Annotated in this window: 22 protein-coding genes and 1 pseudogene; 15 read left to right on the top strand and 8 right to left on the bottom strand. The window is 70.5% G+C overall.

Features of this window, described 5'->3' with window-relative positions; genetic code table 11:
* Positions 1 to 162 precede the first annotated feature (162 nt).
* The 4 genes and pseudogenes from ACH4D5_RS32340 to ACH4D5_RS32325 all read left to right on the top strand — a co-directional run.
* Positions 163 to 2,853 (top strand): ATP/GTP-binding protein, encoded by a 2,691-nt coding sequence (locus ACH4D5_RS32340; RefSeq protein WP_398309421.1) that lies wholly within the window; start codon positions 163 to 165, stop codon positions 2,851 to 2,853.
* A gap of 45 nt (positions 2,854 to 2,898) precedes the next feature.
* Entirely contained in the window at positions 2,899 to 3,030 is a 132-nt protein-coding gene (locus tag ACH4D5_RS32335) for a hypothetical protein (RefSeq protein WP_398309418.1), read from the top strand.
* Between the two features lie 845 nt (positions 3,031 to 3,875).
* Positions 3,876 to 4,817, top strand: a complete 942-nt coding sequence (locus tag ACH4D5_RS32330; protein ID WP_398309415.1) for a hypothetical protein — start codon at positions 3,876 to 3,878, stop codon at positions 4,815 to 4,817.
* Positions 4,818 to 4,867: 50 nt separating this feature from the next.
* Positions 4,868 to 5,038 (top strand): annotated as a pseudogene (locus ACH4D5_RS32325) (ISKra4 family transposase); the annotation flags it as partial.
* 67 nt (positions 5,039 to 5,105) lie between these two features.
* Here ACH4D5_RS32325 and ACH4D5_RS32320 read toward each other — a convergent pair.
* A complete protein-coding gene (locus tag ACH4D5_RS32320) occupies positions 5,106 to 6,275 on the bottom strand; it encodes a magnesium and cobalt transport protein CorA (RefSeq protein WP_398309412.1) in 1,170 nt (389 codons plus the stop codon).
* 168 nt (positions 6,276 to 6,443) lie between these two features.
* Between ACH4D5_RS32320 and ACH4D5_RS32315 the strand changes: the two genes are divergently transcribed.
* Positions 6,444 to 7,616, top strand: a complete 1,173-nt coding sequence (locus tag ACH4D5_RS32315) for a winged helix DNA-binding domain-containing protein (RefSeq protein ID WP_398309409.1) — start codon at positions 6,444 to 6,446, stop codon at positions 7,614 to 7,616.
* Between the two features lie 68 nt (positions 7,617 to 7,684).
* Here the strand turns inward: ACH4D5_RS32315 and ACH4D5_RS32310 are convergent, their stop codons facing one another.
* A complete protein-coding gene (locus ACH4D5_RS32310; protein WP_398309712.1) occupies positions 7,685 to 8,545 on the bottom strand; it encodes a response regulator transcription factor in 861 nt (286 codons plus the stop codon).
* Positions 8,546 to 8,695: 150 nt separating this feature from the next.
* Between ACH4D5_RS32310 and ACH4D5_RS32305 the strand changes: the two genes are divergently transcribed.
* Together ACH4D5_RS32305 and ACH4D5_RS32300 are read left to right on the top strand one after the other, a co-directional pair.
* On the top strand, positions 8,696 to 10,378 hold the full coding sequence (locus ACH4D5_RS32305; RefSeq protein ID WP_398309407.1) for an AMP-binding protein: 1,683 nt from the start codon (positions 8,696 to 8,698) through the stop codon (positions 10,376 to 10,378).
* Complete coding sequence (locus ACH4D5_RS32300; RefSeq protein ID WP_398309404.1) at positions 10,375 to 12,018, top strand: AMP-binding protein; 1,644 nt, start codon at positions 10,375 to 10,377, stop codon at positions 12,016 to 12,018. Before ACH4D5_RS32305 ends, ACH4D5_RS32300 begins: the two co-directional genes overlap by 4 nt.
* Here ACH4D5_RS32300 and ACH4D5_RS32295 read toward each other — a convergent pair.
* Positions 11,984 to 12,562, bottom strand: a complete 579-nt coding sequence (locus ACH4D5_RS32295; RefSeq protein ID WP_398309401.1) for a GNAT family N-acetyltransferase — start codon at positions 12,560 to 12,562, stop codon at positions 11,984 to 11,986. The two genes, ACH4D5_RS32300 and ACH4D5_RS32295, sit on opposite strands and share 35 nt — an antisense overlap.
* Before the next feature lie 261 nt (positions 12,563 to 12,823).
* On the opposite strand from ACH4D5_RS32295, the gene ACH4D5_RS32290 reads away from it, so the two are divergent.
* The gene (locus ACH4D5_RS32290) at positions 12,824 to 14,026 is read left to right on the top strand and encodes an MFS transporter (RefSeq protein WP_398309709.1); all 1,203 of its coding nucleotides are present in this window, start codon (positions 12,824 to 12,826) and stop codon (positions 14,024 to 14,026) included.
* On the opposite strand, the gene ACH4D5_RS32285 is transcribed toward ACH4D5_RS32290, so the two are convergent.
* Positions 13,986 to 14,693: a hypothetical protein gene (locus ACH4D5_RS32285; protein ID WP_398309399.1), complete on the bottom strand. Its 708-nt coding sequence runs from the start codon at positions 14,691 to 14,693 to the stop codon at positions 13,986 to 13,988. The two genes, ACH4D5_RS32290 and ACH4D5_RS32285, sit on opposite strands and share 41 nt — an antisense overlap.
* Before the next feature lie 263 nt (positions 14,694 to 14,956).
* Between ACH4D5_RS32285 and gcl the strand changes: the two genes are divergently transcribed.
* On the top strand, positions 14,957 to 16,744 hold the full coding sequence (gene gcl / locus ACH4D5_RS32280) for a glyoxylate carboligase (RefSeq protein ID WP_398309706.1): 1,788 nt from the start codon (positions 14,957 to 14,959) through the stop codon (positions 16,742 to 16,744).
* Between the two features lie 79 nt (positions 16,745 to 16,823).
* Here the strand turns inward: gcl and ACH4D5_RS32275 are convergent, their stop codons facing one another.
* From ACH4D5_RS32275 to ACH4D5_RS32260, 4 genes are all read right to left on the bottom strand, one after another.
* Positions 16,824 to 17,957 carry an FAD-dependent oxidoreductase gene (locus tag ACH4D5_RS32275; protein ID WP_398309396.1) on the bottom strand — a complete coding sequence of 378 codons (1,134 nt, stop codon included), beginning with the start codon at positions 17,955 to 17,957 and terminating at the stop codon, positions 16,824 to 16,826.
* Positions 17,958 to 18,480: 523 nt separating this feature from the next.
* Entirely contained in the window at positions 18,481 to 19,938 is a 1,458-nt protein-coding gene (locus ACH4D5_RS32270) for a catalase (protein WP_398309393.1), read from the bottom strand.
* A gap of 175 nt (positions 19,939 to 20,113) precedes the next feature.
* A complete protein-coding gene (locus ACH4D5_RS32265; RefSeq protein WP_398309391.1) occupies positions 20,114 to 21,028 on the bottom strand; it encodes a 2-hydroxy-3-oxopropionate reductase in 915 nt (304 codons plus the stop codon).
* Positions 21,029 to 21,066: 38 nt separating this feature from the next.
* Positions 21,067 to 21,891 (bottom strand): TIM barrel protein, encoded by an 825-nt coding sequence (locus tag ACH4D5_RS32260; RefSeq protein ID WP_398309388.1) that lies wholly within the window; start codon positions 21,889 to 21,891, stop codon positions 21,067 to 21,069.
* A gap of 126 nt (positions 21,892 to 22,017) precedes the next feature.
* Here ACH4D5_RS32260 and ACH4D5_RS32255 point away from each other — a divergent pair, with 126 nt between their 5' ends.
* The 6 genes from ACH4D5_RS32255 to ACH4D5_RS32230 all read left to right on the top strand — a co-directional run bounded on the left by ACH4D5_RS32255 (position 22,018) and on the right by ACH4D5_RS32230 (position 26,176).
* Positions 22,018 to 22,296 carry a hypothetical protein gene (locus tag ACH4D5_RS32255; protein ID WP_355805625.1) on the top strand — a complete coding sequence of 93 codons (279 nt, stop codon included), beginning with the start codon at positions 22,018 to 22,020 and terminating at the stop codon, positions 22,294 to 22,296.
* Positions 22,293 to 22,670 (top strand): helix-turn-helix domain-containing protein, encoded by a 378-nt coding sequence (locus ACH4D5_RS32250; RefSeq protein ID WP_398309385.1) that lies wholly within the window; start codon positions 22,293 to 22,295, stop codon positions 22,668 to 22,670. The genes ACH4D5_RS32255 and ACH4D5_RS32250 overlap by 4 nt, the downstream gene beginning before the upstream one ends.
* Positions 22,671 to 22,826: 156 nt before the next feature.
* Entirely contained in the window at positions 22,827 to 23,339 is a 513-nt protein-coding gene (gene uraD / locus ACH4D5_RS32245; RefSeq protein WP_398309382.1) for a 2-oxo-4-hydroxy-4-carboxy-5-ureidoimidazoline decarboxylase, read from the top strand.
* The gene (gene uraH, locus ACH4D5_RS32240; protein WP_398309379.1) at positions 23,336 to 23,743 is read left to right on the top strand and encodes a hydroxyisourate hydrolase; all 408 of its coding nucleotides are present in this window, start codon (positions 23,336 to 23,338) and stop codon (positions 23,741 to 23,743) included. Before uraD ends, uraH begins: the two co-directional genes overlap by 4 nt.
* 5 nt (positions 23,744 to 23,748) lie before the next feature.
* Positions 23,749 to 24,681 carry a factor-independent urate hydroxylase gene (gene pucL, locus ACH4D5_RS32235; RefSeq protein ID WP_398309376.1) on the top strand — a complete coding sequence of 311 codons (933 nt, stop codon included), beginning with the start codon at positions 23,749 to 23,751 and terminating at the stop codon, positions 24,679 to 24,681.
* A gap of 67 nt (positions 24,682 to 24,748) precedes the next feature.
* Positions 24,749 to 26,176, top strand: a complete 1,428-nt coding sequence (locus tag ACH4D5_RS32230) for a nucleobase:cation symporter-2 family protein (protein WP_398309373.1) — start codon at positions 24,749 to 24,751, stop codon at positions 26,174 to 26,176.
* The last annotated feature ends 13 nt before the right edge of the window (positions 26,177 to 26,189 follow it).

The raw sequence follows: 26,189 nt of genomic DNA, 5'->3' as shown, positions 1-26,189 counted from the left end.
GGTGTTCGGCTGGCCTGACGCCGGGGCAGGCAGTACGGCTGCCTGTTCTCGTCTGGTGGCGGTGTGCACGGGTGCGGGCGTGGGCGTTTTCGGGGATGACTCCCCAACAGGGCCGACGGCTGACATAAGTTGGTGGCCAGGTGATCTTTGGCGGGGGTTGGTGTGGCAGGTCGGGATCTACGGGCGCTGTTCAGTACGAACGACCGTACGCTCAGGGCTGCGGAGGCGTTCACGAATCGCCAGGCGCAGTGGGAGTTCGCGGTGGCCGCGCTCACCGAGCACCTGCGGAATGTCGACGACCCTGCCTTTGATCCTGAAGACCTGGAGGCGGCCCGGGACAACGTGGTGGTCTTCCATGGGATTGGTGGCATCGGGAAGTCCACGCTGTCGCGCAAGTTCGAGGCAGCCCTCGCCGACCCGGATCAGCGCCCTGCCCAGTGGGGTGCCCCCGTATGGGGTGGAGCGCGGATCCTGCCCGTACGTATCGATCTCGCGCGCTCCGCGAGTCCCGATTTCGAGAAGGTCGTGCTCTCCGTCCGCCTTGCGCTGGCCGCTGTCGGCCGGCCCCTGCCTGCCTTCGACCTGGCGTTGCGCCGCTACTGGGAGCATCAGCACCCGGGTGATCCGCTGGAGGAGTTCCTCAACCGCGGCGGCTTGGCCGCCCGGTTCGGGAAGGCGCTGCCGCAGCAGATGCAGTCCGCGCTCGCCGACGTCGCCCAGAGCTTGCTGCTGCCTGGCACGGTGGGCTCCGCCATCGGGCAGGTCACCGGGGCGCTCGTAGGGGCACTGCGCGAGCGCCGGCAGACCGTACGCGCGCTCGCCGGCTGCGCACGCCTTGCCGACCTTCTGGAGAGCGAACCGGATCTGGATTCCCTCTCCTACTACCCGCACCTGCTTGCCTGGGAGCTTGCCCGGTTACCCGCCGTGAAGAGGGTCACGCCGGTGATTTTGCTGGACGCCTTCGAGGAGATCGGGGACCGTACCCACCGGGACTTCGAGCGGCTTCTGCAGCGCCTGGTGTGGTTGATGCCGAACGCCTTCTTCGTCATCACCGGCCGCTCCCGCCTGCAGTGGGCCGACGAAGCTCTCCAGGGGCAGCTCGACTTCACCGGTCCCACCGCCTGGCCCGGCCTGGCCGCCCACGACATCCCCCAGGCCCGTACGGAGTTTTCCGCGCCAGGTCGCGAACGGCAGATGCTGGTCGGCGACTTCTCGTTCGAGGACTGCGACGACTACCTCGCCCGCCGCCTCTCGGCCGACGGCCGCCCCCTCATCAACAGCTCCATCCGTACGGTGATCGGGCAGCGCTCGCACGGCCTGCCGCTGTACCTGGACCTCTCCGTGATGAGATTCCTGGAGCTCCGCCGCAGCGGGCGCGCCCCACAGCCGACCGACTTCGATCACGACTTTCCCGCGCTGATCGCCCGCACCCTTTCCGACCTCACCGCCCCGGAGCGTCACGTGTTGCGCTCCGTCACCTTCTTCTCCTCCTTTGACGTCGACCTGGCGACCCGGGCCGCGGGTCTGCCCCAGCAAGCGCCGGCACTGAGGCTCCTCGAGCGTCCCTTCGTACGGGAGACTCCGTTCGGGCTGTGGCCCTTCCACCTCCATGCCCTCATCCGCGCGACGATCCGGGGCGCCGACGACCAGACCGACGACCGGTGGTCTCCCGCCGACTGGCAGCAGGCTGCCATCCGGGCCTTCGCCGCCCTCGAAGAGCAGTGGAGGGGTGGCTCCGACCGTGACCGGCTGCTTCTCGTGGGCTGCCTGCGTCAGGGACTGGCCATCGCCCGCGACTACCGTCTTGACCTCGGCTGGCTCACCGAGGCCGCCTGGACTTACGTCGGCGACTCCGTGTGGGAGCCGCTCGGCCTGGCCGCTGGCCCTGAGGCGGAAGGCACTGCGGCCACGGCCGCCGACGCACTGGTGGAACTGCTCAGCGCGCTCGCCCGCCGGCAGCACGAGAACCGGGCCCGCACCGGGGAGCGCCTGGCGGCGGTCGCCGATACCGGGTTGCTGCCCGCGGAGCTGTCCGAAATGGCCGTCTACTACCGGGCCAAGACGCAGCGCGACCTCGGGCACACCGATGGGTCCCGGCAGGGAATGCAGCTGGTCGCCGCCGGTGGGGGACGTCTTGCACCGAACGCCCGTCGCGGGCTCGCTCAACTCTCCCGGCTCGCCGGTGACTTCCCGACCGCTCTCGAGGCCGCCGAACGCCTGGGCTGGGAGGGGCGGCATCATCGCGTCGTCGGCGACGTGCGCTGGGTCCAGGGCGACATGCGCCTGGCCGCGCAGGCATTCGGAGCGGCGCGCGCGGAGGCCGAAGAGCACGGCAAGAGCGGGGAGGCGGCGATGTCACAGGCCATGCGTGCCTTCACTCTCGCTTTCACGGCCGACCCCACCACCGATGACGAGATCGACCTCGGTGAACACCTCCTGGCCCAGGTCGATCTGCGCGCCGCGACCCTGGACGTACGGATCGCAGCGCTCCTGCGCGACGCCGGCACCGACGCGGGAGTCGAAGACCGGGCACAGGTACTGGAGGCGGAGATCAGCACGTCGGGACTGCTCTTCGTCCAGGCCAAGCTTGAGTTGGCACGCGCCTTCCACCACGCCATCCGCGACGACCGGACGGGCGTCGCCTCCAGAATCAGTCGACTCCGCGAGCTGACCCGTGAGGGCTATTACGCCTACTACGTCGACATCGCCCACTTCATGGCCGACCTCGCGCTCGACACCCCCTCCCGTGCGCAGTGGCTCGACGGGCAGCAGACGGTGCGCCGACGGTGGCGCAGCATGGTCATCGACCGACGCGCTCTGCTCATTTCAGGGCCAGCCTCCGGCACGCCGTAGCCTCGGCAGGGGCCGCCGAGCTTCCGGATGGGTGCCCGTGGGCGTGTGACGTACCGGCTCGACGCGCTCGATGCCTGGATACGCGAGCAGGAGCAGGCCGACTCGCGCTCGAACCCGGCCCTGGATCCCGTGAGCGCGGCCCCGCAGCGCCGCGCCGGCTACTCGGCCACGGCCTGACGCTTCAGCGTCAAAGGACCCCACCAGCGGCAAGCGGGAGCGCACCGCTCGGTATGGGAAGGGCTCGCGGTACCGCGTCGCCGGCATCCCCGGCGTCCGGAACATGTCGTTCGGCGCGCTGGAGGACGTCAAGGCGTGGCTGCGCAGGGCCGGAACCGACAGCGAGCGCGGCGAGTTCGTCGACCCGCGTGACGGTTCCATCGCGCTGGCGGACCACGTCACCCGCCTTTGGAAGGAGGGCGTACGGCGCGCCCGGCACGATCAAGCGCGTCGACGAGCGCGTACGCCTCCACATCCTTCCGTACCGTCCCAAGCCCGTGTCGTGTTGACGAACCTGATCGCTGTCGTGCGCACATGGCACGAGTTGCGGGCGGTGCTGCGCGAGCGAGCATCGGGGATGAGCCAGGAAGCCGATCCGCCGAGTGGACCAGGTCCTTGATCTGGGCTGCCGCAACACGCGGTGCATGATCTTCCGCACAGTGGCGCGGCCCTTCCTGTCCACATCCTGATCGGTCAATACCGCCGGTGACGGTTCGGCACAGCCGGGGAGGGCCGGGGTGAGCCACGCAGGAAGCGGCGAGGGGTGTAGCCCTCTTCCGGGGACGGCCCCTGGGTGGAGGAGGCGACGCTGATGGGGTCGTTGATCGGGGGAGTTGGAGGCGCGGGAGGCGGCGGCCCGGGCGCGGGTGGGGTCGCCGCCGTCCTCGACGAGTGACGGAACCGCCGGGGCCGCACCGTGCAGGGGGGGCCGAGCGGGGCGGGCCGCCCACCGGCTAGCATCGCCGAGTTCGTGCCACCCACCGGCCCGGGCATCGCGGGACGGCGTACAGGGGAGTTGACACGGCATGAGAACGAAGAGCGCAGCGGCGTGGGCGGTAGCGGTGCTGATGCTCGGCGCAGGCGTCGGCGGCTGCGCCGAGCAGGCCGAGCAATCGGACAGGGGGCCGTCCGTCAGCAGCGCGGCGCACACGACGTCCCACCGCGAATCCGAGAACAAGCCTGATTCACGGGTCGTCGAGAACGACGACAACCACACCGTCCTCGAACTGTCCGACGGCCGGCAGGTGTCCCTCCGCTTCACTCGCCGCGGCCTGGAGGCACAGCATCGCCGCGCCTCTGACGATGCCTGGTCCGCCCGGAAGACGCTCTATGAGACCGGCACCAAACCGTGCGAGGGCATCAGGGCGAAGGCGTACCGGGACACCGTGTGGCTCGCGGCCGGCTTCGGCAAGTACTGCAGCGACGGCGAAGAACCACAAGAGGTGATCGCGGCCGTCGCCACCGGAGACCTCTCCTCCTGGACCACCGACCCGACCAAAAACAACCTCGTCTGGCCGAAGGTCCGCATCCGCGACGGTGGCGCCCGAGTGGACTTCGTCGATCCCAGCATGCTGGAAACCACCACGCTGACCTGGCGCAAAGGCTCCGGATTCGCCAAGGTGGCCACTAAGTGGAAGCCCGTCCACCCCTGGTTCGTGGGCCGGTGGCGAGCCACGGACGGCAGCCAGCAGCTGACCGTCCACCAGGTCAAGTCGGGCAGACCCGCACGCGTGGTCATCGAGACCCGCACCGGCCCGCGATGCAAGGGCAGCGCCACTGTCACCGGCACCGACCAGCACGACCTGTCCATGAGCAACTTCAAGCTCGAACAGGGCACCAGGACCGTCAACTGCCCGCCGGACGAGCTCAAGTACGACTTCGACGTGAAGTCCTCGGACGGCCCGCTGCGCCTACGCAAGATCGGCAACCACCCGAAGACCGTCCTTACCTATAAGCGGGCAAGCTGACGTACGACTGCGCATGAGGGGCGGCGGCGTGGTCGGGTCTCTCCGTGTCTGACACCGCCTTGGCCGAGGGCCGGCCGATCGCCACCGGCCCGATCGAGGGCGCATGCAGGCATCTCATCGGCGACCGTCTGGAGATCACCGGGGCAAGGTGGGGGCTGAGCGGCGCCGAGGCCGTCCTCAGACTCCGGGCGGTGAGAGACAACGGTGACCTCGACGCCTACGAGGGGCCGGGAGAGCCCCTCTGGACCCTTCGCGTACGCGAAGTCGATCAAGCCCACTGGCTCCCCGCTACAGCCAGTCCCGCCGCTTGAAGATGAAGTACAGGCTCACGCACACCACGGCCATCAGCAGGATCGCGAAGGGATAGCCGAAGGCCCAGTTCAGCTCGGGCATCGTGTCGAAGTTCATGCCGTAGATCGTGCCTACCAGGGTGGGGGCGAAGAGGATCGCCGCCCAGGACGAGATCTTCTTGATTTCCTCGTTCTGTTCGAAGCCTGCTTCGGCCAGAGCCCGCATCTCCGCGTTCTGTTGTTGCGTGACCAGGGTCGCGTTGACCGTGAGGATGTCGGTCAGGGCCTGGCGGAAGCCGTCGACTCGTTCGCTGGTGTGGGTGACGTGGTCGGCGACGTCGCGGAGGTAGCGCTGGAGCTCCTCGTCCGTGCCGTACTTCGCGAAGCCTGCCATCAGGGCGTGCAGCATGCTGACCAGGGGGCGGGTGGCCCGTTGGAACTCGACCATTTCGCGGGAGAGTTCGTAGATGCGGCGGGAGACCTCCGGGTCGCCGCGGAAGACCTCCGTCTCGATCTCGTCGATGTCGTTCTGGACGCCCGCGACGACCGGGGCGTAGCCGTCGACCACCGCGTCGAGGATCGCGTACAGCACCGCCTCGGGGCCGAGCCTGAGGAGGTCGGGGGAGTCCTCCATGCGGCGGCGGACCGCCGAGAGGTCGGGGGCCGCGCCGTGCCGGACCGTGATGACGAAGTCGGGGCCCACGAAGACGTGGAGTTCGCCGAACTCGACCTCCTCGGGCGCGTCGAGGTAGCGGGCCGCGCGCAGGACGACGAAGAGTGTCTCTCCGTAGCGTTCCAGCTTCGGGCGCTGGTGGGCCTCCATCGCGTCTTCCAGGGCCAGCTCGTGGAGGTCGAACTCCTCCGCGAGAGACAGGAGTTCGGCCTCCGTTGGGCGTGCCAGGCCGATCCATGCCATGCCGTCCGGCGCGTCGCGCAGCTCGCGGAAGGTGTCCGCCAGGGAGCCGGGCGTCGCCACGCGGACGCCGTCGCGGTACAGCGCCGCCTCGATGACGCTGCTGTCCGCGGCCGGCCGGGGGGTGCGCTCCGCAGGTTCCGGGTGCGGCTGGGTGCTCTGGGGAGGCGGGGCCGCCGGTGGCCGCGTCGCACGCCGCCATGTGTGCTTCTTGGTGTTCGCGGTCGGTGTGGGACGGGTGCGGCGCTCCGCCATGCTGGCCGCCTCCTTCGTCGATCGCTCGCCTATATGGTCACGGAGCAGGATATGCGGGCCAAAAGGTGCGGACGGGTGTGGCGGGCCGGGGCTTCCGATGTTCGGGGGCCGCAGAGCCTCGGGTGGATGCGGACCGTATCTGTCCTCGGTGCGCGCTAGCGTGCCGCCATGAAGACGACGAAAACGGTCCCCGCAGGTTCCGTACCCGTCCTGGGGGCGCGTGATCTCAATCGGGCCACTCTTGAGCGGCAGCTCCTGCTGCGCCGGGCGGACGACCTGTCCGTCAAGGACGCGGTGGCCCACCTCGTCGGACTCCAGGCGCAGAACGTCAAACCGCCCTACTACGCTCTCGCCGCCCGCCTCGAACACTTCGATCCCGCCGAGCTCTCCGCCCTCCTCGAAGCGCGCGAGCTGGTCCGCATCGTCACCCTGCGCTCCACCATCCACCTGCACACCGCCGACGACGCCCGTACCCTGCGCCCGCTCGTGCAGGATGCGCGCACCCGTGAGCTGTCGGGCTTCCGCGCGGGGCTGGCCGGCGTCGACCTGGCCGAGCTCGCCGCGCTCGCCCGTGCGGCCGTCGAGGCGGAGCCCCGCACGATGAAGCAGCTCCGTGAACTGCTCCTCGTCCGGTGGCCCGACGCCGATCCGCAGTCCCTCGCCGTCGCCGCCCGCTGTACGTTGCCGCTCGTCCAGGTCACCCCGCGCGGGCTGTGGCGGCGCAGCGGGCAGGTGGCGCTCACCACCCTGGGCACGTGGCTCGGCGATGGCGGTAACGGTAACGGTAACGGTAGCGCTGGTGATGCCGGTGCCGGCTCCCTCGACGCCGCCGTCCTGCGGTACCTCGCCGCCTTCGGGCCCGCCTCCGTCCAGGACATGCAGACCTGGGCCCGGCTCACCCGGCTCCGGGAGATCTTCGAGCGGCTCCGGCCCCGGCTGCGTACCTTCCGCGACGAGAACGGCGTCGAACTCTTCGACCTGCCCGACGCGCCGCGCCCCGACGCCGACACCCCGGCCCCGGCCCGCTTCCTGCCCGAGTACGACAACCTCCTCCTCTCGCACGCCGACCGGTCCCGCGTCGTCCCCGCCGAGTACAAGGGCCGTACCTGGAAGGGGAATTACTCCTACTCCGTCTTTCTTCTCGACGGGTTCCTCGCCGGCGTGTGGCGGCTGACCGAGGACCCAAAGAGCGGGAGCGCCGTGCTCACCATCGAGCCGTTCGGGCGGCCCGGACGCGCCCAGCGCGACGAGTTGGTGCGGGAGGCGGAGCGCATGCTGACGCGGATCGCGGAGACGTCCTCCTCGTACGACATCCGCTTCGGGGCCGTCGTCGACGCCTGACAGGGGCGGGTCAGGCACACTCGTGCGTGGCGGTCGGGTTTCGCCGGCCGGGTGCCAACCGGGCGGGGCTACGGCAGCAACCCCGCCCGCCGCGCCGCCACCACCGCCTCCAGACGTGTGTGCGCGCCCAGCTTCCGCATGGCGGAGCGCAGGTAGCCCTTCACCGTCTCCGGGCGCAGTCCGAGCCGCTCGGCCGCGGCCGCGTTCGTCACGCCCGCGGCCACGCAGGACAGGACGTCGACCTCGCGGGGCGCGAGGGTGACGGGGCGGGTTCCGGTGCGGTCCGGGACCGTCACCGCCGACTCCAGCCGGCCGCACACCGAGAGGATCTCGGCGCGGAGCGCCCCGTCCGCGATGCGCGGTGCCAGGGCCCGCAGCGCCGCGTGCGCCTCCCGCACCCGCTCCCACGCCCCCGGGTCCGCCCCTGCGCCGGGCACCCCCGGGTCCGCCACCGCCCCGGATGTCCCCGGGCCCGCCACCTGCTCCCGGGCCGCCGTGAGCAGGGACCGCACCTCGTCCCGTACGAGAAGGGCCTGCTCCACGTCGCGGGCCGCTGCCACCGCCGCCGACAGCGTCCGGTCGCCGAGCGGCTGGGCCGCGCGCAGCGCGCCGTACAGCACTCCGCGCACCCGGCGGCGTACCACCACGGGGACCGCGAGCACCGACCGCAGGCCCTCCGCCGCCACCGCGGCGTCGTACTCGTGGCTGATGTGCCGCGACACGTGGTAGTCGGTGACCGCGCACGGCCGGGAGAGTGCGACCGCCTTGCCGCCGAGGCCGTTCCCGGAGGAGATGGCGAGGCCCCGCAGGGCGTGCGTTCCCGTGCCGCTCAGTTCGCCGATCCGCACCTGGCCAGGGCCGTCGAGGAGACCGCCGAAGGCCACCGGGAGACCCGTGCCCCGGCGCAGCCGCAGCAGGGCGGTCCGCATCTCCGCCGTCTCGTCGCCGTCAGCCGACACGCATCCGCCCTCTCGTCCCGCGATACCCCCGTCCGGGGGTGGTGCAACCCGCCTCACGAATTACACGATGTCGCGTAGCGTCCGGCAATGAGTACGGCGGCACGAGCAGCAGAGGTGCATATGACGACTGACGGGACGAGTGCCACGGAGCAGTTCCGTACCGCACGGGACTTCCTCCTGCGGCATCGAGAGGACTACGCCACCGCGTACGAGGGCTTCGCGTGGCCGCGGCCCGAGCGGTTCAACTGGGCGCTCGACTGGTTCGACGTCATCGCCGAGGGCAACGACAGGACCGCTCTGCACATCGTCGAGGAGGACGGGGCGGAGGCCCGGTACTCCTTCGCACACCTGTCCGCCCGTTCGAACCGCGTCGCCAACTGGCTGCGCGCGCGGGGCGTCCGGGCCGGTGACCGCATCGTCGTGATGCTCGGCAATCAGACCGAGCTCTGGGAGATCGCCCTCGCCGCCATGAAGCTGCGCGCCGTCGTCATCCCGGCGACGCCGCTGCTCGGCCCCGTCGACCTGCGCGACCGCATCGACCGGGGCCGCGCCCGGCACGTCGTGGTCCGCGCCGAGGACACCGCGAAGTTCGACGACGTGCCCGGTGACTACACCCGGACCGTCGTCGGCGGCGAGCGCCCCGGCTGGACGCCGTACGCCGGATCGGAGAGCGCCCCGGAGGCGTTCGAGCCCGACGGGACCACCCGTGCCGACGACCCGCTGATGCTCTACTTCACCTCGGGCACCACCGCCCGCCCCAAGCTCGTCGAGCACACCCACGTGTCGTATCCCGTCGGCCACCTGGCGACGATGTACTGGATCGGCCTCAAGCCCGGCGACGTCCATCTGAACATCTCCTCGCCCGGCTGGGCCAAGCACGCCTGGTCGAACCTCTTCGCCCCCTGGAACGCCGAGGCGACGGTGTTCATCCACAACTACGCGCGCTTCGACGCGGGGCGGCTCATGGCGGAGATGGACCGGGCCGGTGTGACGTCGTTCTGCGCGCCGCCCACCGTGTGGCGCATGCTCATCCAGGCCGATCTGACCCAGCTGCGCACCCCGCCGCGCGAGGTCGTCGCGGCCGGGGAGCCGCTCAACCCCGAGGTCATCGAGCAGGTGCGGCGCGACTGGGGCGTCACCATCCGCGACGGATTCGGGCAGACCGAGACCGCCGTCCAGGTCGCCAACTCGCCCGGGCAGGAGCTGAAGCCCGGCTCCATGGGCCGCCCCACGCCCGGCTTCGCCGTCGAGCTCCTCGACCCGGTGACCGGCGCGCCGGGCGCGGCGGAAGGGGAGATCGCCCTCGACCTCGGCGCGGACCCCGTCGGCCTGATGGCCGGCTACCACGGCGACCCCGAGCGCACGGCGGAGGCCATGGCGGGCGGCTACTACCGCACCGGCGACATCGGTTCACGCGACGCCGACGGCTACATCACCTATGTCGGCCGGGCCGACGACGTCTTCAAGGCCTCCGACTACAAGATCTCGCCGTTCGAGCTGGAGAGCGCGCTCCTGGAGCACGAGGCGGTGGCCGAGGCGGCCGTCGTGCCGGCGCCCGACCCGGTGCGGCTCGCCGTCCCCAAGGCGTACGTCGTACTCGCCGAGGGCTTCGAACCCGGCCCGGGCACCGCGAAGTTGCTCTTCGAGCACTCCCGCGCGGTGCTCGCCCCCTACAAGCGGCTGCGCCGCATCGAGTTCGGCGCGCTTCCCAAGACCGTGTCGGGCAAGATCCGCCGTATCGAGCTGCGCGAGGCGACCGCCGCGGGCTCGGACGCGGAGTACCGCGAGGAGGACTTCCGGTGAGCCGACTCTCCAGCGAACCGTCCCCCGAGCTGTCCTACGCCCATGGGGTGAGCGACACGCCGCTGCTCGGTGACACCATCGGGCAGAACCTCGACAGGGCCGTCGCGGCCTGGCCGGAGCGCGACGCACTCGTGGACGTCGCCACGGGCAGGCGGTGGACGTACGCCGAATTCGGCGCCGCCGTAGCCGAGTTGGCGCGCGGATTCATCGGGGCGGGCGTCGCCAAGGGGGACCGCGTCGGGATCTGGGCGGTGAACTGTGCCGAGTGGGTGCTCGTGCAGTACGCCACCGCGCGCATCGGCGCCATCATGGTGAACATCAACCCCGCTTACCGCGCGCACGAGTTGGAGTTCGTGCTCAATCAGGCGGGCGTCTCCGTCCTCGTCGCCTCACAGGCCCACAAGAGCAGCGACTATCGCGCGCTCGTCGACGAGGTGCGGCCCCGCTGCCCCGGCCTCCGTGCCGTCCACTACATCGCGGACGGCTCCTGGGACGCGCTGCTGGGCCACGCCGCCTCCGTGAGCCCGGCGGAACTCGCCGCCCGCGAGGCTGAGTTGAGCTGTGACGACCCGGTGAACATCCAGTACACCTCGGGTACCACCGGCTTCCCCAAGGGGGCCACGCTCTCCCACCACAACATCCTCAACAACGGCTACTGGGTGGGCCGTACGGTCGGCTACACCGAGCAGGACCGGGTCTGCCTCCCCGTCCCCTTCTACCACTGCTTCGGCATGGTGATGGGCAACCTCGGCGCCACCTCGCACGGCGCGTGCATCGTCATCCCCGCACCGTCCTTCGACCCCGCCGCCACCCTGCACGCCGTCGAGCGCGAGCGCTGCACCTCGCTGTACGGCGTGCCGACGATGTTCATCGCGGAGCTGAACCTCGCCGACTTCGCGACGTACGACCTGAGTTCGCTGCGCACCGGCATCATGGCGGGCTCGCCCTGCCCGGTCGAGGTGATGAAGCGGGTCGTCGCCGAGATGCACATGGCGGAGGTCTCCATCTGCTACGGCATGACCGAGACGTCGCCCGTCTCCACGCAGACGCGCCGCGACGACGACCTGGAGCGCCGCACCGGCACGGTCGGCCGGGTCCTTCCGCACGTCGAGGTGAAGGTCGTCGACCCGGCGACCGGCGTGACCGTGCCGCGCGGCACCTCCGGCGAACTCCGCACCCGCGGCTACAGCGTGATGCTCGGCTACTGGAACGAGCCCGAGCGGACCTCCGAGGTCATCGACGCCGGGCGCTGGATGCACACCGGTGACCTGGCGGTGATGCGCGAGGACGGCTACGTCCAGATCGTCGGCCGCATCAAGGACATGATCATCAGGGGCGGCGAGAACATCTACCCCCGGGAGATCGAGGAGTTCCTGTACCGCCACCCGAAGGTCGCCGACGTGCAGGTGGTCGGCGTACCGGACGAGAGGTACGGAGAGGTGCCGCTGGCCTGCGTGATCCTGCGGGACCCCGACGACGTACTGACACTGGAGGAGCTACAGGCGTACTGCCGCGGCCAGTTGGCCCACTACAAGATCCCGGCGGCGCTGCGCATCCTGGACTCCTTCCCGATGACGGTCTCCGGAAAGGTACGCAAGATCGAGCTCAGGGAGCGGTTCGGGGAGCGGGACGGGGAGTGACGTCGCCCCGGGCCGCGCTGAGGTCGCGGGAGCCGAGGGCTCGCGACATGCAGAGGCGGGGCCAGCGGTCGAGGCCGAGCTCCGCCTCGTGCGCGCGGATCCTCCGCAGCGCCGGAGTGAGGTCGCTCTCCGCGAGCGGGCGGAAGCCGATGCGGGCGTAGTACGGGGCGTTCCACGGGACGTCGGCGAACGTGGTCAGGGTCAGCGCCCTCGCGCCCTCCGCGCGCGCCCGCTCCGCGGCGTGGTCGATGAGGGCGCGGCCGACGCCGCGGCGGGCGGCGCGCGGGTGCACGGAGACCTGCTCGACGTGGAGCGCGTCGGCGTCGGGGAGGGGCTCGGCGATCAGGTACGCGACCGGGGCGCCGCCCTCGTCGACGGCGGCCCAGGCGCGGCCGGCCCGGCGGAACCGGTCCAGTTCCTCGGCGGTGGGCGGGTCGTCGTCCGCGATCGCGGCCATGCCGAGCGCGCGGAAGGGCTCGCCCGCGGCGCGCTCGATGTCCTGGAGCGCCGGCAGCTCGGCGGCGGTGACGGGGCGGATGAGCATGCGGCGAGTATGCCCCGGCCAAAATCTCTTGTGCGGACGGGGGCGGACCGGCGATCGTAGGCCGGTCCGTGTGCCGATCCGGGTGCTTGTGCTCCAGGTCAGCCCGTCTGCCGATTGCGTGAGGTGAGCGTGCGCCTGTCCAAGGCCGGTGGCCCCGAGAGAGCCGGGAGCGGGAGCGGTGAGGCGGGTGGGGCCGGAGACACCTCCGGGGCCGTCGCCGGGTCGGGCGGTGTGCCGGGTCCGCCCGGGCTGAGCCGCGGCATGGTCCTGCTGCTCGCCGTCACCTGCGGCGTCGCCGTCGGCAACGTCTACTTTCCGCAGGCCGTCAGCCCGTTGGTCGCCGACGGACTGCACGTGTCGGCCGACACGGCGGCGCTCGTCGTGACGGCGACCCAGTTCGGCTACGCGGGCGGCATCTTCCTCCTCGTACCGCTCGGCGACCGGATCCCGTACCGGACCCTCATCGTCACGCTCCTCGCGCTCACCGGACTCGGCCTGCTCGGCGCGGGCGCCGCGCCGGGGATCTCGCCGCTCGTCGGCGCGAGCGTCCTCGTGGGCGTCACCACCGTCGTGGCCCAGGTCATCGCGCCGACGGCGGCCGGCCTGGTCCCCGCGGAACGCCGTGGCGCCGTCGCGGGCACGCTGTTGAGCGGGTCCATCGGCGGCATGCTGCTGTCGCGCGTCTTCGGCGGCACGGTGGGGGAGTGGCTGGGGTGGCGCGCCCCCTATCTGATGACATCCGCCGTCGCGCTGCTCATCGCGTGCGTGCTGGCCCGCGCGCTGCCGAGGTCGACCGCGCCGTCCCGGCAGCGCTACCCCGCGCTGCTCCTCGAAACGCTCCGCCTGCTGCGCACCGAGCCCGACCTGCGGCGCTCCGGCTTCTACCAGGCGATGATCTTCGGCGGGTTCTCCGCCCTGTGGACCGGCGTCGCGCTGCTGCTCACCGGCCCCGAGTACGGGCTCGGCGCGTCGGCGGTCGGTGTGCTCGCCCTGGTCAACGCGGCGACCATGATCTGCACGCCGGTGGCGGGGCGGCAGGTGGACCGCCGCGGGTCCGACGCCGTGAACCTCGTCTGCATCGTCGCCGTCCTGGTGGCGTCCGCCGTCCTCTTCGCCGGCGGCCTCGGCGGGGTGCCGGGACTCGCGGCCCTCGCGGTGGGGTCGCTGCTGCTCGACGTGGCGATGCAGTCGGGCACGGTCGCCAACCAGGTACGGATCTTCGGGCTCAGCGACCAGGCGCGCGCCCGGCTCAACACCGCGTACATGACGTGCGCCTACCTGGGCGGCAGCGTCGGCTCCTGGCTCGCGGTGCACGCCTACGGGGCCTTCGGCTGGTCGGGGGTGTGCGGGCTCGTGGCGCTCCTCGCGGCCCTGGCGCTCGGCCGCCATCTGGTGCACCTGCGCGGGGCGGGCCGCGCTCCCCTCACGCCCCGGTGGCGACCAGCTCGTCCGCCGCGCCGTTGACCGGCTGCGGCGTGCCCGTGAGGTCCAGGGTGAACAGCGGTACGCCGAGGGTGTCCGCGCCGGTCCTGGCGCCGGCCGTGTACCCGGAGAGGGAGAAGAAGGCGCAGGCGACGGGGGTGTCACCGGCCTCGGCCATGGCGGTCAGCCACAGACACTCGATGTCCCGCAGGATGATGGGCCGCGGCGCGGGCTCGACCTGCGCCAGCATGCCGCGCGCGGAGATCCGGGCCCCGGAGGGCGGGCGCCGCGCGGCACTCCGCGTGTTCGGGTAGCCGAGCCACCGCAGATACAGGGCGACCACGGTCACGACGTCACGCGCGTCCCGGATGGTCACCGGCCGGAAGGCGGGCCGGGCCCGCGGGCCACCACGCACCCCCGCCCCCGCCGCCTCTCCTGCTCCCGCCCCGCCCACCACCGGAACGCGCAGCACCGCCCCGCAGGCGCAGCCCAGCTCCGGCTGTGGCCACTGGCTCCGCTCCCCGCAGGACCCGCACCGCACCGTGACCCACTCGTCCGCCCAGGACCGGTCGGTCACCGGGGCCGCCGCGGCGCCGCGTGCCAGCGGCGGGACCACCGGGGCGCCGCACGCGCAGGGATAGGCCGGGGGAGCGTACAGCTGCTCGCGCCGGCAGTCCGGGCACCGTACCGGCACGTCACCGTCCGTCATCGTCACCACCGCCTACCGCGTACGCCCTGCCCGGCATCCCCATCCTCCACCCAAGGAATGCCGGGCGGCTGCCAGTTGAGGAGACGTTCCGCGGATGTCTCTTGACGGTCTCCGGCCCGCACGCTTACATTGCTTCCATATAGCAGAACAAACTTTCCATAATGCGGAAAAAGAAGCTCACCGCGGGGCGCGACGGGAGCCGGATCCGCCAGCCGTATCCGGCAGCCGAAGAGCTGTCGAAGCTGTCGAAGCAGGAGAACCCCATGGCTCGTATGACCGCTGCCCGCGCGGCAGTTGAGATCCTCAAGCGCGAAGGCGTCGTCAACGCGTTCGGTGTGCCGGGCGCCGCGATCAACCCCTTCTACAAGGCGCTCAAGGAGGGCGGTGGCATCGACCACACCCTCGCCCGCCACGTCGAGGGCGCCTCGCACATGGCCGAGGGCTACACCCGGTCCAACCCGGGCAACATCGGTGTCTGCATCGGTACGTCGGGTCCGGCCGGCACCGACATGATCACCGGCCTGTACTCCGCGATCGGCGACTCCATCCCGATCCTCTGCATCACCGGCCAGGCCCCGACGCACCTCCTGCACAAGGAGGACTTCCAGGCCGTCGACATCGCCACGATCGCCAAGCCGGTCACGAAGATGGCCGTCACGGTCCTGGAGGCCGCGCAGGTCCCCGGCGTCTTCCAGCAGGCCTTCCACCTGATGCGCTCGGGCCGCCCGGGCCCGGTCCTCATCGACCTGCCCATCGACGTCCAGCAGACCGAGATCGAGTTCGACCCGGAGACGTACGAGCCGCTGCCGGTCTACAAGCCCGCCGCGACCCGCGCCCAGATCGAGAAGGCGATCCGCTTCCTGGTCGAGTCGGAGCGCCCGCTGATCGTCGCGGGCGGCGGCATCATCAACGCCGACGCCTCCGACCTCCTCGTCGAGTTCGCCGAGCTCACCAACACCCCGGTCGTGCCGACCCTGATGGGCTGGGGCACCATCCCCGACGACCACGACCTGAACGCCGGCATGGTCGGCCAGCAGACCGGCCACCGGTACGGAAACGCGACGTTCCTGGAGTCGGACTTCGTCCTCGGCATCGGCAACCGCTGGGCCAACCGCCACACCGGCTACAAGCTGGACGTCTACACCCAGGGCCGCAAGTTCGTGCACGTCGACATCGAGCCGACCCAGATCGGCAAGATCTTCGCGCCCGACTACGGCATCGCGTCGGACGCCAAGGTCGCCCTGGAGCTGTTCGTCGAGGTCGCGAAGGAGCTCAAGGCCGCCGGTGAGCTGCCCGACCGCTCGGAGTGGGTCGCCTCCCACCTGAAGCGCAAGGAGACGCTGCAGCGCCGCACGCACTTCGACAACGTGCCGATGAAGCCGCAGCGCGTCTACGAGGAGATGAACAAGGCCTTCGGGCCCGAGACGCGCTACGTCACCACCATCGGCCTCTCCCAGATCGCGGGCGCGCAGATGCTGCACGTCTACAAGCCGCGGCACTGGATCAACTGCGGCCAGGCGGGCCCGCTCGGCTGGACCATCCCGGCCGCGCTCGGCGCCGCCAAGGCCGACCCGGAGACCCCGGTCGTCGCCCTCTCCGGAGACTACGACTTCCAGTTCATGATCGAGGAGCTGGCGGTCGGCGCGCAGCACCGCATCCCGTACGTCCACGTCCTGGTCAACAACGCCTACCTCGGCCTGATCCGCCAGGCGCAGATCGGCCTGGACATCAACTTCCAGGTCAATCTGGAGTTTGAGAACCAGAACTCCCCGGAACTCGGTGTCTACGGCGTCGACCACGTCAAGGTCGCCGAGGGCCTCGGCTGCAAGGCGATCCGCGTCACCGAGCCCGACGAGCTGCTGCCCGCCTTCGAGCAGGCCAAGAAGCTCGCGGCGGAGCACCGGGTGCCGGTCGTCGTCGAGGCGATCCTGGAGCGCATCACCAACATCTCGATGAGCCCCACCGCCGACATCAGCGCGGTCAAGGAGTTCGAGGAGATCGCGACGGAGCCGGGCCACGCGCCCACGGCGATCCGGCCGCTGAAGGTCTGAGAAGGCCTGCTGCAGGTCTGACGCCACGCCGGCAGGGGCGGTCCATCCGAGGGGGGTGGACCGCCCCTTCGGCGTGCGCTCACGCCGACCGCGTCGCCTGGCCCTGGAGGAGGTCCAGCAGTTCGTCGGGGCCTCCGGAGGCGGCGGCCTCGGCGCTGCGCGGGAACATGGCCCGCTCGTACGCGGTGAGCGCGGCCTCGGTGTCGCCGGGGTGGGCGGCGAGGGCCCGGCCGAGTTCGGCGCCGTCGAGCATGGCCAGGTTGGCGCCTTCGCCGTTCGGCGCCGCGAGGTGGGCGGCGTCGCCGAGCAGGGTCACTCCGGGCACCCGGTCCCACCGGTGCCCGGTCGGCAGGGCGTAGAGGGGGCGCAGGACCGGCGGGAGGTCGCTGTCGGTGATCAGCGCGGTGAGCTCCGGCGCCCAGCCGTCGAACTCGCGCGCGATACGGGCGGTGGCCCCGGCGGCGTCGGTGAAGTCGACGGCGTCGAACCAGTCCCGCGGCTCGGCCAGGCCCACGTAGGCGTGCAGGGTGTCGCCCCGCTCCCGGTGGGCGAAGATCTCCCGGTCCGGTGTGAGCGCCATCATCGCCCCGCCGCCGACCGTCTTGGCGGCGGCCGGGTGCCGGGTGTCGGAGTCGAACAGATAGGTCTCGACGACCGATTTGCCGGTGTACTCGGGTGTGGCGGCGGAGAGCAGCGGCCGGACCCGGGACCACGCGCCGTCCGCGCCGACCAGCAGGCCGGTGACGGCGGTGCCGCCGTCGGCGAACGTCACCTCGTGGCGCCCCTCGCCGAGCGTACGGGCGCCGCTGACCTTGTGCCCCCACCGGACGGTGTCCGCCGGGAGCGAGTCGAGCAGCAGCTGCCGCAGCTCGCCGCGCTGCACCTCGGGGCGGCCTCCCGTGCCGTCGTCCGCAATCTCGTGCAGGACGGTCCCGTTCGGGTCGAGGACGCGCATGGCCTGGCGGCCATCGAGGATGAGCTCGCGGAAGCCGTCCATCAAGTCGGCTGCTTCGAGGGCCAGTTGGCCGTTGTAGTCGTGGATGTCGAGCATTCCGCCCTGCGAGCGCGCGGCCGGGGAGGACTCCGCCTCGTACACCGTGGCCGGTATGCCGTGGAGGTGCAGGACCCGGGCGAGCGTGAGGCCGCCGAGCCCGGCGCCGATGATCGTGACGTGAGGGGTCGTGTGGTGAGTGGGTGTGTTGTCCGTGGTCATGGGGCTTCCTTCCTGGTCCCGGCCGGTGCCGGCCTGAACCAATGTCCCCGCACCCCTCGACAGATCACCGACAGATCACCGACGGCCGCCGACAGCCACCCGACACGCACGCGCAAGGCCCGGCACGCACACGAAAGAGCGGCGAGCACGGGGACCGTCCCGTGCTCGCCGCTCCGGCTCGCCGCCCCTCGAAGACAAGCTCTCAGGGCTGTGGAGTTGTGCCCGTCCGACGGCGCGCGACTGGCGGAACATGCATACGCGCTGCCGGACGGAGTTCATGGCCCCCGAAGGGGTCGGACGGGACCGCGGCGGTTGTGATGGACCGTGGATTCCCCTCCCTCAGGTCGAGAGGGAGTCCGCCGGACCTTGACCACCGCACTGGCTCACAGAGCCGCCGCGGACCGTGCCTGCCCGGCCGCGTCACGTACCACCCCTCATCCGGGTCCGTGACGTCGGCCGAGCTCAGCACCGGCGGGTCGACCTCCCGTCAACCCGCCGGTGCAGCCTGGGAGTTACCGCTCGCTCAGTCCTCGCGCAGGGCGCGGACGGCCTCCTCGACGCGCTTGCCGTAGTCGGCGTCGGCGGCGTGGAAGTGGGCGAGGTTCTTCTCGATGACGTCGTCGCGCGAGACCTGCGAGAGGCCACCGGCGATGTTCGCCACCAGACGGGACTTCTCGTCCTCCGACATGAGGCGGTAGAGCTCGCCCGCCTGGAAGAAGTCGTCGTCCTTGGTGTGGGTCGGGGCGGCGTGCGTGCCGGTGTAGCCGGCGATCGCGAGCGGCGCCGACAGCGGCTGGCCGGTCTCGACCGGGCCGTCGTACGAGTTGGGCTCGTAGTTCTTGCGGTCGCGGCCGTACGCGTTGGACGCCATCAGGCCGTCGCGGCCGTAGTTGTCGGCCTTGGCCGCCTTGGGGGCGTTCACCGCGAGCTGGGTGTGGTTGACGCCCAGGCGGTAGCGGTGCGCGTCCGCGTACGCGAAGAGGCGGCCCTGGAGCATCTTGTCGGGGGAGGGGCCGATGCCCGGAACGAAGTTGTTCGGGGAGAACGCGGCCTGCTCGACCTCGGCGAAGACGTTGTCCGGGTTGCGGTCGAGGACCAGGCGGCCCACGCGCTGCAGCGGGTAGTCCTTGTGCGGCCACACCTTGGTGAGGTCGAACGGGTTGAAGCGGTAGTCCGCCGCCTCGGACGCGGGCATGATCTGCACGTGCAGCGTCCAGGACGGGTTCACGCCCCGCTCGATGGCCTGGAGCAGGTCGGTCTGGTGCGAGTTCGGGTCCTTGCCCGCGATCTCGGCGGCCTGCTCGGAGGAGAGGCAGCGGATGCCCTGGTTCGTCTTGAAGTGGTACTTGACGAAGAAGGCCTCGCCCTTGGCGTTCGTCCACTGGTAGGTGTGCGAACCGTAGCCGTTCATGTGGCGGTACGAGGCGGGGATGCCGCGGTCGCCCATCAGCCAGGTGATCTGGTGCGTGGCCTCGGGGGCGTGCGCCCAGAAGTCCCAGACGTTGTCCGGCTCCTGCTTGCCCGTGAAGGGGTCGCGCTTCTGGGAGTGGATGAAGTCGGGGAACTTGATGGGGTCCTTGATGAAGAAGACAGGCGTGTTGTTGCCTACGAGGTCGTAGTTGCCCTCTTCGGTGTAGAACTTCAGCGCGAAGCCACGGGGGTCACGGACCGCGTCCGCGCCACCGAGGTTGTCGGCCACGGTCGAGAAGCGCAGGAAGACCTCGGTGCGCTTGCCGATCTCGCTCAGGAAGTCGGCGTGGGTGAAACCGGTGACGTCGTCGGTCACCTCGAAGTAGCCGTACGCACCGGAGCCACGGGCATGCACGACACGCTCCGGGATGCGCTCACGGTTGAAGCGGGCGAGCTTCTCCAGCAGGTGCTGGTCCTGGAGGAGGATCGGGCCACCGACGCCGGCGGTGGCGGAGTTCTGATTGTCGGCGACGGGGGCGCCGGACTCGGTCGTAAGCACGCGCTTCGACATCGTGACCTTCCGTGCTGTGACTGCTGAGGTGTTCGGAGCGTAAGGACCCCTGAACTGCTACGTCAACAGTTTGTTGAAGTTGATGACGGGGTTCCGGGCCGCGGCGACGCCTGGGCGCGACAGGACAGGTGTCAGCGCCACCGCGGCCCGGAAGTTCGAGGGAGCTCTGGAAGGGCTAGAGCTCGGCGCCCGAGAGGCGCTCGACGGAGCGCAGCAGGGCGGAGTGGTCGAGGCCGCCGTCGCCCTGGGCGCGCAGCGAGGCGACGAGCTGGGCGACGACCGCGCCGACCGGCAGGGCGGCACCGACGTTGCGGGCGGCGTCGGTGACGATGCCCATGTCCTTGTGGTGCAGGTCGATGCGGAAGCCGGGCTTGAAGTCCCGGTTCAGGAAGTTGTCCTTCTTGCGGGTCAGCACGGTGGAGCCGGCGAGCCCGCCGTTGAGGACGTCGAGCGCGGCCTTCAGGTCCACGCCGGACTTCTCCAGGAAGACCACGGCCTCGGCGCACGCCTGGATGTTGACGGCGACGATGAGCTGGTTGGCGGCCTTCACGGTCTGGCCCGAGCCGTGCGGACCGCACAGCACGATGGTCTTGCCGAGGGCCTCGAGGAGCGGCTTGGCCTCGTCGAAGTCGGCCTGCTCACCGCCGACCATGATGGAGAGCACGGCCTCGATGGCGCCGGCCTCGCCGCCGGACACCGGGGCGTCCAGGACGCGCAGGCCCTTCTCCTTGGCGGCCTTGGCGAGGTCCACGGAGGTCTGCGGGGTGATCGACGACATGTCGACGATCAGCGCGCCCGACTTCGCGTTCTCCAGGATGCCGTCCGGGCCGTACGCGATGGCCTCGACCTGCGGCGACGCGGGCACCATCGTCACGACGACGTCGGCGTCCCTGACGGCCTCGGCGATGGACTTCGCGGCGGTGCCGCCGGCCGCGGCCAGGCGGTCCAGCTTGTCCTGCTCCAGGGTGTAGCCGGTGACGGAGTAACCCGCCTTGATCAGGTTCTCGGACATGGGGGAGCCCATGATGCCGAGGCCGATCCATGCAACCGCCGGGCGGGTGGGCTGGGAGGAATCTGCGAGGTTGCTCATGAGGGTGCCTTTCTAACTGCGGTGTACGGGTGGGAGGTTCAGGCTGTCGGCAGCCAGCCGAACGCTTCGGCGCTCGGGGCGTCGCCCGGCTTGTACTCCAGGCCGACCCATCCCTCGTAACCCGCCTTCCGGAGCTGGTCGAGGAGACCCTCCAGGGGGAGCGAGCCGGTCCCGGGGGCGCCGCGGCCCGGGTTGTCCGCGATCTGCACGTGGCCGGTCTTCGCGGCGTACCGCTCGATGACCGACGGCAGGTCCTCGCCGTTCATGGACAGGTGGTACAGGTCCATGAGGAACTTCGCGTTGCCGAGGCCCGTGGCCGCGTTCACCTTGTCGACGATCTCGATCGCCTTGGGGGCGCTCACGATCGGGCAGAGCGGCGACTCCGGCTTGTTCAGCGCCTCGATCAGCAGGATCGCGCCGACGCGGTCGGCCTCGCGGGCGGCGAGCACCAGGTTCTCCAGGGCGAGTTCGTCCTGGACGGCCGGGTCCACGCCGTCGACGCGGTTGCCGTACAGCGCGTTCAGCGCCTTGCAGCCGAGCGACTGCGCGAAGTCCGCCGCGACCGGGAGGTTCGCGCGGAACTTCTCGCTCTCCTCGCCGGGGACCGACAGGGCGCCCCGGTCGGGGCCCGGCAGCTGCCCCGCGTAGAAGTTCAGGCCCACCAGCTGAACGCCCGCGTCCTCGATCGCCTTCTTCAGGGCGTCGAGCTCGGACTGCTCGGGGGTGGGGGCGTCGACCCAGGGCCACCACAGCTCGACCGCGCTGAAGCCGGCCTTCGCGGCGGCCGCGGGGCGCTCCAGGAGCGGGAGCTCGGTGAAGAGGATCGACAGGTTCACATTGAAGCGCTGGTCGGAGTATCCCATGGGGCTTCCGCGCTCCTTCCGTATTGCGGAAGTTCATTTCTGCTTGATGGAAGACTGCCTGCGATCTGCGGAAGCTGTCAAGAGGGGGCTGCCGAAAAATCGAAGAGCGGCATTAGGTTGTTGGGCGTGCGATTGAGAGTGGAGTTCACGACCGAACCCTTCGATCTCGACGAGGCCCCGGCGCATGCGCTGGTGGCTCGCGAGGTCATCCAGGGGGCCCCGCTGGACGCCGTGGACGTAGGTCCGTTCGGCAATACGGCCGAGGGCGATGTCGACGCGGTGCTGACCGCGGTCGACGCGATGCTGCGCCGGTCCCTGGGGGCCGGCGCCACCCGGGTGTCGCTCCAGGTCAACGTGATCGGCGAGCCGGGCGGGCCGGCGGACCCGGGGGAGGCGGATAAGTGACCGGTATCGGGGACGACCCCTTCGTCACCGCGGTGAAGCCGCTGGTGGACGCCATGGGCGGCGAGATGGTGCCGCCCGACCAGGCGGGCGTCGACGACGTGGTCCTCGCCTGGGAGGGCGAGGACGTGGTGGCCGTGCGGCTGCCCCAGCTCGCCGACTCCCTGGACCACATCCTGCTCGCCCTGGAGCGCAAACAGGGCAGGCCCCTCGCCGAGCTCGACCGCAAGGCGAAGCAGGAGGTCGTGCGGATACTGGAGGCGCGCGGGGCCTTCTCCGTCCGGCACGGCGTCGAGACGGTGGCCGGCGCGCTGGGCGTCAGCCGCTTTACCGTCTACAACTACCTGAACCGGGAGAACGCCGCGAAGGGGGATTGATCAGGGGCCCGTCTTCACGCTGCGCAGTCGAGCCGTCACCCGTTCTGTCGGGTGGCGGCTTCTTTGTTCAAGTTATTTCAACAAAGTGTTGACGCTGCGTTGTTCAAGGTCTTAGCTGTTCCGCAGCCCGTCCAGCACAAGGCCACGGAGGCTCCCGTGACTTCGAGTACGACACCGGGTCTGACCCGGTTCAACGCCTTGGAGGAGGCCGCGGCCACCGCCGCGCTCCACGAGGCCTGCGCCTCTTCGGCCTGGGGAAGCAAGCTGCTCTCCCAGCGCCCCTACGCCACCGCCGAAGACCTCTTCGCCGCCAGCGACGCCGCCATGGCCGAGCTCACCGCGGACGACCTGGCCGAGGCGATGGCGGGGCACCCGCCGATCGGGCGCCCGAAGCCCGGGGACCCGACCTCGTCCCGCGAGCAGCGGGGCATGGCGGGCGCCTCCGAGGAACTCAAGACCGAAATGCTCGAACTGAACCTGGCCTACCAGGAGAAGTTCGGTCACGTCTTCCTGATCTGCGCCACCGGACGCACCGGTGAGCAGATGCGGGACGCCGTCAAGGAACGGATCGGCAACTCGCCCGAACAGGAGCGGGAGATCGTCCGCACCGAACTGGGCAAGATCAACCGCATCCGCCTGACCCGCCTCCTGGAGGAGCAGACCGCATGAGCACGGAAACGACCGCCTCGGTGTCCACCCACATCCTGGACACCAGTGTCGGACGCCCCGCCGAGGGCGTCGCCATCTCCCTGTCCGCCCGCAGCGGCACGGACGCGGCCTGGCAGGTGCTCGGCGGCAGTGCGACCGACGCGGACGGGCGCTGCAAGGACCTGCCGGCCCTGCCGGAGGGGACCACGCACGTACGTCTCGACTTCGAGACCGAGGCGTACTTCCTGAGCAAGAACAACCAGCAAGCCGAGGCGCAGCAGGACGCCCCCGCGAATCGGGACAGCGGTGCGAGCGGCGTGTTCTTCCCGGAGGTGGCGATCACGTTCGCCGTCGTGCCGGGCGAGCACTACCACGTACCGCTGCTGCTCAACCCGTTCGGCTACTCCGTTTACCGAGGGAGCTAGCAGACATGCCCACCATTCTGGGACAGAACCAGTACGGCAAGGCTGAGAACCGGGTCGTAAAGATCACGCGGGACGGCGACACCCATCACATCAAGGACCTGAACGTCTCCGTCGCCCTCTCCGGCGACCTGGACGACGTCCACTACAACGGCTCGAACGCCAACTGCCTGCCGACGGACACGACGAAGAACACCTGCTTCGCGTTCGCCAAGGAGTACGGCATCGAGTCCGCCGAGCAGTACGGCATCCACCTCGCCCGGCACTTCGTGGACAGCCAGCCCTCGATCCACCGCGCGCGGATCCGGATCGAGGAGTACGCCTGGGAGCGCATCGGCGGCTCCGACAGCAACGCCAAGTTCATCGGCGCCGACGAGGTCAACCACTCCTTCGTCCGCAAGGGCCAGGAGACGCGGCTCGCCCAGATCACCTACGACGGCGAGAAGTTCGAGGTCCTCTCGGGTCTGAAGGACCTGACCGTGATGAACTCCACGAACTCCGAGTTCTGGGGCTTCATCAAGGACAAGTACACGACCCTCCAGGAGGATTACGACCGTATCCTCGCCACCTCCCTGTCCACCTGGTGGCGGCACAACTGGACCAGCGACGAGCAGCGCATGCCGAGCTGGGAGCGGAGTTACGAGCAGGCGAAGAAGCACATCCTGCACGCCTTCGTGGAGACCTACTCGCTGTCGCTGCAGCAGACGCTCTACCAGATGGGTTCGCGGGTCATCAACAACCGCAGCGAGATCGACGAGATCCGCTTCTCCGCGCCCAACAAGCACCACTTCCGCCAGGACCTCTCGCCCTTCGGCCTCGACAACGAAGCCAAGGACGGAGCCGTCTACTACGCCGCCGACCGCCCCTACGGCCTGATCGAGGCCACGATTCTGCGGGACGGCGTCGAGCCGAAGATCCCGGTCGACATGACCAACCTCTGACGCGGGATGCGCGCCCCCGCCCCTCCGCAGTGGGCGGGGGCGCGCCACACCGGAGGGAACATCCGCAATGGCACAGCCTGCAAAGGGGCCGGCAGCAGCCGAAGGCCCATGTTCCACCCCATCGGAGAAAGCCGTCGGTGAGTCAACTCCCGACTGTCACCCGGTGGATGAGAAGCTCCACCCCTCGCGGCTCGTCCCCGCCGCACTCCAGCACATCGCCGCCATGTACGCGGGTGTGGTCACCCCTCCGCTCATCATCGGCCAGGCCTGCGGCCTGGACACCGTCGCCCAGACCCGGCTCATCGCCGCCGGACTGCTCATCGCCGGTCTCGCCACCGTCCTGCAGACCCTCGGCGTCAAGGGCTTCGTCGGCAACCGCCTGCCGTTCGTCAACGCCGCGTCCTCGGCGGGCATCGCGCCCATCCTCGCCATCGCCGAGACCAACGCCAAGGGCGACCAACTCCCCGCGATCTACGGCGCGGTGATGGTCGCGGGCGTCTTCTGCCTCGCCGTCGGGCCCTTCTTCGGCCGGCTGCTCCGCTTCTTCCCGCCGCTGGTCACCGGCGTCGTCATCACCCTCATCGGCGTCACGCTGATGCCCGTGCCCGTGAAGTGGGCACAGGGCGGCGACGACACCGCCCCGACGTTCGGCGACATGAAGTACCTGGCACTCGCCGCCTTCACGCTCGTCGTCATCCTGATGTTCCAGCGCTTCGGCCGCGGCTTCCTCAAGCAAGTCGCCCTGCTGGCAGGCATGTTCATCGGCACGCTCGCCGCGATCCCGTTCGGACTCGCCGACTTCACCTCGGTGCAGACCGCCCCGCTGGCCGCGCTGCCCACGCCGTTCGCCGCGGGCGCCCCCATCTTCCAGCCCGCCGCGATCCTCTCGCTCTGCATCGTGATGCTGGTCCTGATGACCGAGTCCGCCGCCGGAATGCTCGCCCTCGGCGAGATCTGCGAGCGCAAGACCGACGGGAAGACCATCACCCGCGGCCTGCGCACCGACGGCATCGCCACCCTGGTCGGCCCCGTCTTCGGCGGCTTCCCGACCTCCGCCTTCGCACAGAACGTCGGCGTGGTCTCACTGACCCGGGTCCGCAGCCGCTACGTCGTCGCCGTCGCGGGCGCCACACTCATCGTGCTCGGCGCCTTCCCCGTCCTCGGCGCGGTCGTCAACGTGGTCCCCATGCCGGTCCTCGGCGGCGCGGGCATCGTCCTCTTCGGCTCCATCGCGGTCAGCGGCATCCGCACGCTCTCCGAGGCGGGCCTCGACGACAGCTCCAACATCATCCTGGTGGCCGTCGCGCTCGGAGCGGGCATCATCCCGCTCGCCGCGCCCACCTTCTACGCGGACTTCCCCGCGTGGGCCCAGACCGTGCTCGGCTCCGGCATCAGCGCCGGCGCGCTCGTCGCGGTCACGCTCAACCTGTTCTTCCACCATCTCGGCACCCGTGGCGGCGCGCAGAGCGCGGCCGCGGCACTCAAATCTCCCTAGGGTCATGCCGTGC

Source organism: Streptomyces sp. NPDC018029 (genome assembly GCF_044327655.1).
GTDB lineage: Bacteria > Actinomycetota > Actinomycetes > Streptomycetales > Streptomycetaceae > Streptomyces.
The sequence above is the reverse complement of the archived record's forward strand: the minus strand, read 5'-3'. Positions and strand labels throughout refer to the sequence as shown.